The 7,748-nt window shown below is 68.1% G+C and carries 10 protein-coding genes, 1 tRNA gene and 1 riboswitch; of the genes, 5 read left to right on the top strand and 6 right to left on the bottom strand.

Going from position 1 to position 7,748, the window contains the following annotated elements; translation table 11 throughout:
• Nucleotides 1-13 precede the first annotated feature (13 nt).
• The 3 genes from JGS39_RS37370 to JGS39_RS37360 form a co-directional block, all read right to left on the bottom strand.
• Nucleotides 14-334 carry a DMT family transporter gene (locus JGS39_RS37370; protein ID WP_018555875.1) on the bottom strand — a complete coding sequence of 107 codons (321 nt, stop codon included), beginning with the start codon at nt 332-334 and terminating at the stop codon, nt 14-16.
• Nucleotides 335-371: 37 nt separating this feature from the next.
• A riboswitch (guanidine-III (ykkC-III) riboswitch) is annotated at nt 372-437 on the bottom strand.
• Between the two features lie 54 nt (nt 438-491).
• Nucleotides 492-830, bottom strand: a complete 339-nt coding sequence (locus tag JGS39_RS37365) for a GroES family chaperonin (RefSeq protein WP_136325477.1) — start codon at nt 828-830, stop codon at nt 492-494.
• Between the two features lie 46 nt (nt 831-876).
• The gene (locus JGS39_RS37360; RefSeq protein ID WP_219574235.1) at nt 877-1,197 is read right to left on the bottom strand and encodes a DUF3618 domain-containing protein; all 321 of its coding nucleotides are present in this window, start codon (nt 1,195-1,197) and stop codon (nt 877-879) included.
• 127 nt (nt 1,198-1,324) lie between these two features.
• Between JGS39_RS37360 and bcp the strand changes: the two genes are divergently transcribed.
• The 4 genes from bcp to JGS39_RS37340 all read left to right on the top strand — a co-directional run bounded on the left by bcp (nt 1,325) and on the right by JGS39_RS37340 (nt 4,741).
• Nucleotides 1,325-1,792 (top strand): thioredoxin-dependent thiol peroxidase, encoded by a 468-nt coding sequence (bcp, locus tag JGS39_RS37355; RefSeq protein WP_219574234.1) that lies wholly within the window; start codon nt 1,325-1,327, stop codon nt 1,790-1,792.
• Nucleotides 1,793-1,944: 152 nt separating this feature from the next.
• On the top strand, nt 1,945-3,441 hold the full coding sequence (gene proP / locus JGS39_RS37350; protein ID WP_219574233.1) for a glycine betaine/L-proline transporter ProP: 1,497 nt from the start codon (nt 1,945-1,947) through the stop codon (nt 3,439-3,441).
• 161 nt (nt 3,442-3,602) lie between these two features.
• Nucleotides 3,603-4,616 carry an HNH endonuclease gene (locus tag JGS39_RS37345; protein ID WP_219574232.1) on the top strand — a complete coding sequence of 338 codons (1,014 nt, stop codon included), beginning with the start codon at nt 3,603-3,605 and terminating at the stop codon, nt 4,614-4,616.
• Nucleotides 4,617-4,658: 42 nt separating this feature from the next.
• Nucleotides 4,659-4,741 (top strand) — tRNA-Leu (locus JGS39_RS37340).
• A gap of 41 nt (nt 4,742-4,782) precedes the next feature.
• Here the strand turns inward: JGS39_RS37340 and rdgB are convergent.
• The 3 genes from rdgB to rph form a co-directional block, all read right to left on the bottom strand.
• Nucleotides 4,783-5,385 carry an RdgB/HAM1 family non-canonical purine NTP pyrophosphatase gene (gene rdgB / locus JGS39_RS37335; protein ID WP_219574231.1) on the bottom strand — a complete coding sequence of 201 codons (603 nt, stop codon included), beginning with the start codon at nt 5,383-5,385 and terminating at the stop codon, nt 4,783-4,785.
• A 32-nt stretch (nt 5,386-5,417) separates the two neighbouring features.
• Nucleotides 5,418-5,813, bottom strand: a complete 396-nt coding sequence (locus JGS39_RS37330) for a DUF8711 family protein (RefSeq protein ID WP_219574230.1) — start codon at nt 5,811-5,813, stop codon at nt 5,418-5,420.
• A gap of 100 nt (nt 5,814-5,913) precedes the next feature.
• The gene (rph, locus tag JGS39_RS37325) at nt 5,914-6,651 is read right to left on the bottom strand and encodes a ribonuclease PH (protein ID WP_219574229.1); all 738 of its coding nucleotides are present in this window, start codon (nt 6,649-6,651) and stop codon (nt 5,914-5,916) included.
• A 269-nt stretch (nt 6,652-6,920) separates the two neighbouring features.
• On the opposite strand from rph, the gene JGS39_RS37320 reads away from it, so the two are divergent.
• Nucleotides 6,921-7,748: GAF domain-containing protein (locus tag JGS39_RS37320; RefSeq protein WP_372456189.1), on the top strand; the 828-nt coding region annotated here is incomplete at its 3' end.

Below are 7,748 nucleotides of genomic sequence, written 5' to 3'. Positions count from 1 at the left end.
ACGCCAGGTGGCCTCAGTGACCCGACGTCGCCTTCAGCCCCACCACGGCCACCAACAACAGACACACGAAGAAGATCCGGGCCGCCGTCACCGGCTCATGCAGCACCACCATGCCCAGCACCGCCGCACCCGCCGCACCGATACCGACCCACACCCCGTACGCCGTACCGATCGGCAGCGTCCGCGCCGCATGCGACAGCAACAGCATGCTCGCCACGATCCCCAGCCCCGTGAACACACTCGGCCACAGCCGGGTGAACCCCTCGGTGTACTTCATCCCGATCGACCAGGCCACTTCCAGCAGACCCGCGACCACCAACAGAACCCACGCCATGACGGCACCTCCGACGACAGAACACACGAACAACACGGGTGCGTCGTCTTTACGGAAACCCGGTACGGCGCGTCTCGTCGGGGTCCCACCACCGTAGCAAAGAACAGGCAAAAGGCCTGGTGACAACGGTCACCAGGCCTCACACACCACCATCCGGCTACAAATACAGACCGGTCGAATCCACCGAACCCTCGAACCGGTCCGCGGCCACCGCATGCAGATCCCGCTCCCGCATCAGCACATACGCCACGCCCCGCACCTCGACCTCGGCACGGTCCTCGGGGTCGTACAGCACCCGGTCCCCCGGCTCCACCGTCCGCACGTTCTGCCCCACCGCCACCACCACGGCCCAACCCAGCCGGCGCCCGACCGCAGCCGTCGCCGGAATCAGAATGCCGCCGCCGGAACGCCGCTCACCCTCGGGCGAATCGGACCGGACCAGCACACGGTCGTGCAGCATCCGGATGGGCAGCTTGTCGTCGCTGTTCTCGCTCACGCCCCGCAACCTACCTGGCCGCGGGGCGAGCGCACGCCCTCGGGGGTCAACGCTTCCTTCGCTGCTTCGTCACGGTGAGCAGACCCACCACACCCACCACGAGCAACGCCACAGGAACCACCCGCTCCAGACGCGGTGCGCCCTCCTCGGAAACGAACTGCGCCTTCACGTCCGACACCGTCCGGTTCACCGCGACGAACGCCCGCCCGGCCGTCCGGTCCACGACCTCGGCCGCCTTCGCCTTCGCGTCACCAACGATCGTCTTAGGGTGCACCCGCACCCCGATCTCATCGAGCACCACCGCGAGCTGCTCGCGCCTGCTGATGATGTCCGCCTCGATCTGCGCAGGGGTCCTGGCATCCGACACTGCGCCGCCTCCGTGGTCCTCGTCCGGTAAACCTTCATCGACAGTCTGTCAGCTCGGCCGCTCCCGCACCCGGCGGCACCCCTATTACGCTCGGTCCCGTACACCCCACGTACCAACGAGGAGAACCATGAGCGAGCGACTCAAGCCCGGCGACACCGCCCCCGCCTTCACCCTCCCCGACGCCGACGGGAACGACGTCTCGCTCGCGGACCACAAGGGCCGCAAGGTCATCGTCTACTTCTACCCGCGTGCGCTTACCCCCGGCTGCACCAAGCAGGCCTGCGACTTCACCGACAACCTCGACCTCCTGACCGCCGCCGGGTACGACGTCATCGGCGTCTCCCCCGACAAGCCGGAGAAACTCGCGAAGTTCCGCGACGAGGAGAACCTCAAGGTCACCCTGGTCGGCGACCCCGCCAAGGAGACCCTGGAGGCCTACGGCGCCTTCGGCGAGAAGCAGAACTACGGCAAAACGGTCATGGGCGTCATCCGCTCCACGATCGTCGTCGACGAGAACGGCAAGGTCGAGCACGCCTTCTACAACGTGCGCGCCACCGGCCACGTCGCCAAGATCATCAAGGACCTCGGCATCTGACCGAAGGCCAAATTGGCCAAAAACACCCTGCGGATTGGGCCGAACGGCCGAAACATGTGATGGACATCCCAATCCGCGGGCGAATCGGTTTGCAACCGCCATGACCGCGCAGAAGCCTTTCCTGGAACACCCACCGAGGAAAGGACCCGGCCATGGCGGCCTCCGACCCCCACCAGGCGGCCGACCCCGAAGCGGTCAAACGCCACCCCGCCCTCTTCCGCGCCATCCGAAAGCGCCAGAACCCCAAGCTGCGCAGGACGGACATCACCGTCACGGACGACCAGGCGGTCAAGCGCGCGGTCAAGGCGGCATCGCTCGGTAACGCCATGGAGTGGTTCGACTTCGGCATCTACTCCTACCTGGCCGCCACCCTGGGACACGTCTTCTTCCCCTCCGGGAACGACACCACCCAGCTCCTCTCCTCCTTCGCCACCTTCGCCGTCGCCTTCCTCGTGCGACCCCTCGGCGGCATGTTCTTCGGCCCCATGGGCGACAAGATCGGCCGCAAGAAGGTCCTCGCCCTCACCATGATCCTCATGGCGGTCGGCACCTTCGCCATCGGCGTCATCCCCTCCCACGACACCATCGGCGTCGGCGCCCCCATCCTCCTCATCCTCTTCCGGATGCTCCAGGGCTTCTCCACCGGCGGCGAGTACGGCGGCGCCTCCACCTTCATCGCCGAGTACGCCCCCGACAAACGACGCGGCTACTTCGGCAGCTTCCTCGAATTCGGCACCCTCGCCGGATACATCGGCGCCGCCGGCCTCGTCACCGCGCTCTACGCCCTGCTCAACGACACCCAGATGGAAGCCTGGGGCTGGCGCATCCCCTTCCTCGTCGCCGGACCCCTCGGCCTCGTCGGCCTCTACCTGCGACTGCGCCTCGACGAGACCCCCGCCTTCCAGAAGCTCGAGGGCGGCACCGCCCACGCCACCGAGGCGGCGGACGGCGTCGAGACCACCGCCAAGGGCGACCTCGCCAAGATCTTCCGCACCTACTGGCCGACGCTGATCCTCTGCATCTGCCTGGTCGGCGCGTACAACATCACCGACTACATGCTGCTGTCGTACATGCCGACGTACCTCTCCGACGAGCTCGGCTACAGCGAGACCCACGGCCTGCTGATCCTGCTCGCCGTCATGGTCTTCCTGATGGCGATCATCAGCCAGGTCGGCAAACTCTCCGACCGCTTCGGCCGCAAGCCCCTCCTCATGACGGGCATGATCGGCTTCCTGGTCCTCTCCCTCCCGGCCTTCCTCCTGATCCGCCAGGGCGGCATCCCCGCCATCACGATCGGCATGCTGATGCTGGGCCTCTCCCTGGTCTGCATGCTCGGCACGATGTCCGCGGCGCTGCCGGCCCTGTTCCCGACGAACGTCCGCTACGGATCCCTGTCGGTGGGCTACAACCTGTCGGCGTCGATCTTCGGCGGTACGACCCCGCTGGTCATCACGGCCCTGATCAGCTGGTCGGGCAGCAACCTGATGCCGGCGTACTACGCGATGGCGGCGGCGCTGGTCGGTGTGATCGCGGTGGCCTGCATGAAGGAGACCGCGAACAAGCCCCTGGCGGGCTCGCCCCCGTCGGTGGAGACGAGCGCGGAGGCGGAGGAACTGGTCGCGGCCCAGACGCCGGACCCGAAGTTCTGACCCGTCCTGTCCTGCATGGCGGAATGGCCCGCCCCGCTTCGGTTGCCGCAGAAGCGGGGCGGGCCATTCCGCATCTTGTCGGATATCGGACGTGACTCTCCGATAAACAGTTCGTTACTCCGTACGAGGTCGCGAACGGGCGGCCGGATGCGGAGGGGAACGTGCCGGGTCAGTACGTGTACGAGCGGGAGAGGCTCGCCAGTGCAGTCGCCGAGGCGAAGAACTGGACGGACCTGATGAGCCGACTCGGACTCAAGAAGAGCGGGGGCCAGCGGCGCGTGCTGCAGGGGAAGGTAGCCGAACACGATCTGGATACGTCCCACTTCAAGAAGCGCAGCCCGTGGCAGAAGTACCCGGACGCGGCCATTGCAGCGGCCGTCGCGTCCTCTTCGTCGCTACGCGAAGTCGTCACCAAGCTCGGCGCACCACCCGCCACTGGCACGCTCTCCCACATCAGCCGCCGCATCGCAGCTGCGGGAATCGATGTCAGCCACTTCCCTGGGATGAACCGCCCGCATTTGGACCTTGTGTTCACCACAGAGGAGCTACAGACGGCCACGGCCGCCGCCGACAGCATCCGAGGAGTGGCGCGCAGCCTGGGAATGGGTGACGACAGCCAGTCACGCGCAGCCCTGGCTGGCCTGCTGCGCAGGAGAGGCATCGATAACTCGCACTTCCGTAACGCGCGCCTCACCATTCCAGAGGCCACCCTGCGGGAAGCCGTTCCGCAGGCCAGCAGCTACGCGGACGTCATGCGTGCACTCGGCCTTGAGGTAAAGGACGCGAACCACCGCCGGGTGCGGCGCAAGGTCCTTCAGTTGAAGCTCGACACGAGCCACTTCACGCGACGCCCTTGGGCTTCGATCCAGGTGCGCAAGCCCAAGCCGCTCGCACCGACGACCTTGGTTGTCAAGCCGCAGGGATCGGCACGCACGAACCGGGAGAGCCTTCACCGCTCTCTGCAAGAGATCGGGGTCGCGTACCGCTGCGAGTCCTGCGGCAACCGGGGGAAGTGGCTGAGACAGTCGTTCACGCTTCAGATCGACCACATCAATGGCGACTGGCTCGACAACCGAGCCGAGAACCTTCGTTACCTCTGCCCCAACTGCCACGCGCTCACTGACACCTGGTGCCGGAAGAAGTTGCCACCCCAAAGGCTCCACGCAGCGACCTGACTGCGCCGCGCACACCTCTGCCACTACGATGGCCATGAGTATGCGGCCGTGGCGGAATGGCAGACGCGCTCCGGCTTAGAACCGGGTGAGCTTCGCTCGTGTGGGTTCGAATCCCACCGGCCGCACAAGATGATGGGCCGCCCTCCGGGGCGGCCCATCGCGTCGTTCACCCCACCAACTCCCGCACCACCGGCACCAACGCCCGGAACGCCTTCCCCCGGTGGCTGATCGCGTTCTTCTCCGCTGCCGTCAGCTCCGCGCACGTGTGGGTCTCGCCCTCCGGCTGGAGGATCGGGTCGTAGCCGAAGCCGCCCGTGCCGGACGGGGTGTGGCGCAGGGTGCCGAGGAGGCGGCCCTCGACCACGCGTTCCGTGCCGTCGGGGAGGGCGAGCGCGGCGGCGCAGGCGAAGTGGGCCGCGCGGTGCGGGGTGTCGATGTCGGAGAGCTGCGCCAGGAGCAGGTCCAGGTTGGCCCGGTCGTCGCCGTGGGTGCCGGCCCAGCGGGCCGAGAAGATGCCGGGGGCGCCGCCGAGTACGTCGACGCAGAGGCCGGAGTCGTCGGCGATGGCGGGGTGGCCGGTGGCCTGGGCCAGGGCGTGGGCCTTGAGGAGGGCGTTCTCGGCGAAGGTGACGCCGGTTTCCTTGACGTCGGGGATCTCCGGGTACGCGTCCGCGCCGACGAGTTCGTACGTGAGGCCTGCGTCGGCGAGGATCGCGTGGAGTTCGGTGATCTTCCCGGCGTTGCGGGTGGCGAGGATGAGGCGGGTCATGGGTCGATTATCGCCTCGCCCGGAGTCCCGGATTACGGGGTGCAGACCTTGCCGATCTCCGTTGCCGCGTCGGTGACGGGGGTGATGTCGGGGGTGGCGTCGCCCTTGTCGATGGAGTCGCGGACGTTGGCGACGCCGGCCTGGAGGTCGTCGACGGCCTTGGTGAGGTCGGCGTCGTCGGTCTTGTCGCCGAGGTTGCCGAGTTCCTTCTCGATCTCGTCGAGTGATTCGGAGGCCTGGGTGGGGTCGTTGGAGGCGTTGGCGACGGCCTGCTGGAGGTTGTCGACGCTGGTGGCGATGGCGTCGGCGGTGCGGACGCAGTCGAGCGTTTTGTCGAGGGCGCTGCAGCCTGCTGCGGCGGTGACGGCGAGCAGCGTGGCGGTGATGGCCAGTGCGGTGCGGCGGTGGCGTCGGTGGCGCGTGGCCATGGTGGGTCCCTCCCCGGGTGCGGATGCGCGGACGGGCGCACGGTTCGACCCGTGCGCCCGTATTCGTATCGACGCTGTGCGTGGGGACTTGGTTGCTTCTTTACTCGCCGAGGGTGCGGGTGAGGGCGTCGTTCTGGAACTGGGTGAGGTCGACGCAGCCGGCGGTGGCGAGGTCGAGGAGGGCGTTGAGTTCCTTGCGGTCGAAGGGTTCGGCCTCGGCGGTGCCCTGGACCTCGACGAAGCGGCCGTCGCCGGTGCAGACGACGTTCATGTCGGTCTCGGCGCGGACGTCTTCCTCGTAGCAGAGGTCGAGGAGGGGGGTGCCGTCGACGATGCCGACGCTGATGGCGGAGACGGTGCCGGTGAGCGGCTTGCGGCCGTGCTTGATGATCTTCTTGCCCTGGGCCCAGGTGATGGCGTCGGCGAGGGCGACGTAGGCGCCGGTGATGGCGGCGGTGCGGGTGCCGCCGTCGGCCTGGAGGACGTCGCAGTCGAGGACGACGGTGTTTTCGCCGAGGGCCTTGTAGTCGATGACCGCGCGCAGCGAGCGGCCGATGAGGCGGCTGATCTCGTGGGTGCGGCCGCCGATCTTGCCGCGTACGGATTCGCGGTCGCCGCGGGTGTTGGTGGAGCGGGGCAGCATGGAGTATTCGGCGGTGACCCAGCCTTCGCCGCTGCCCTTGCGCCAGCGCGGGACGCCTTCGGTGACGGAGGCGGTGCAGAAGACTTTGGTGTCGCCGAAGGAGATGAGTACGGATCCTTCGGCGTGCTTGCTCCATCCGCGTTCGATGGTGACGGGGCGGAGCTGGTCGGGGGTGCGGCCGTCGATACGAGACATGGGCGGAAGCCTATCCGGCGGGTGGTGGGACCTTTGTCCTGCTGTCCGGGGACGTTCAGCCTTTCCATCTTTACTGTGATGTTGCTTAAGCTTTTAGCATCTAAGTCTCCTCACAGGAAGTTCCTGATGTCCCTCCCTTCGAGTCAGACAATCCGGCCGCAGCTTGCCGCACCGCGTCTGCCCCTGGCGGACCACTTCGCGTCCGTCCAGGTTCTGGAGGGTGCGCCGCATGGGATCGTCATCGCTTCCGCCGAGCGGGGGGGACGACGGTGTTCGCGAACGGGCGGCTGGCGGAGCTGTTCGGGGCGCAGGTGCCGTCGGAGCCGGGCGGGCTGGCCCGGGCTGCGACGTCGTTCAGCGACCGGAACGGCGAGCCGTTGCGGTTCGCCGAGTCGCCGCTCGGGGTGGCGCTGGGTCTGCGTCGTCCGGCGCGGGCCGAGGTGCGGTACATGCCGGAGGGTGCGCGGGCGCTGTGGCTGGACATCAGCGCTGTTCCGCTGGACTCCGGGCCGGGTGAGCTGCCGCTGGCGGTCGCGTTCGTCCATGACGTCTCGCAGCAGCGGCGGTCGGCCGATGATCTGGACGAGGTGAACCGCAGGCTGGCCGAGCAGTTGGAGGATGCGACCTGGGTGCACGGTCTGGCGGAGCGGCTGACGGATCACGACAGTGTGGACGGGACGCTGCATCAGGTGCTGGGTGAGGGTGCCCGGCTGCTGCGTGCGGACATGGGGGTGGCGCGGCTGCGGGAGGAGGACGGTTCTCTGATGCGGACGCGTGCGTTGTACGGGATGCCGGCGGATGTGCGGTCGGTGCGTGAGGCGGTGGAGGCGTTGCCGCCGGGGCGGTTCCTGGTCGATGAGGCGGAGGCGGCGGGCGGTGCGCTGATCGTGGAGGACGTGGAGACCGATCCGTCGTGTTCCCCGCGTATGCGCGAGCTGGGGCGTGCGGCGGGGTTCCGTCGGGTGTACGCGCTGGCGCTGAGCACCACGTCGGGGCGGCGGCTGGGTGTGGTGGCCTGGGCGTGGCGGGAGCCGGGGCGGCCGACGCTGCGGCAGCGGCAGCTGGTGGGGACGTACTGCCGGTTCGCGGGGCAGATG

The organism is Streptomyces poriferorum (genome assembly GCF_019399235.1).
Taxonomy (GTDB): domain Bacteria; phylum Actinomycetota; class Actinomycetes; order Streptomycetales; family Streptomycetaceae; genus Streptomyces; species Streptomyces poriferorum.
The sequence above is the reverse complement of the archived record's forward strand: the minus strand, read 5'-3'. Positions and strand labels throughout refer to the sequence as shown.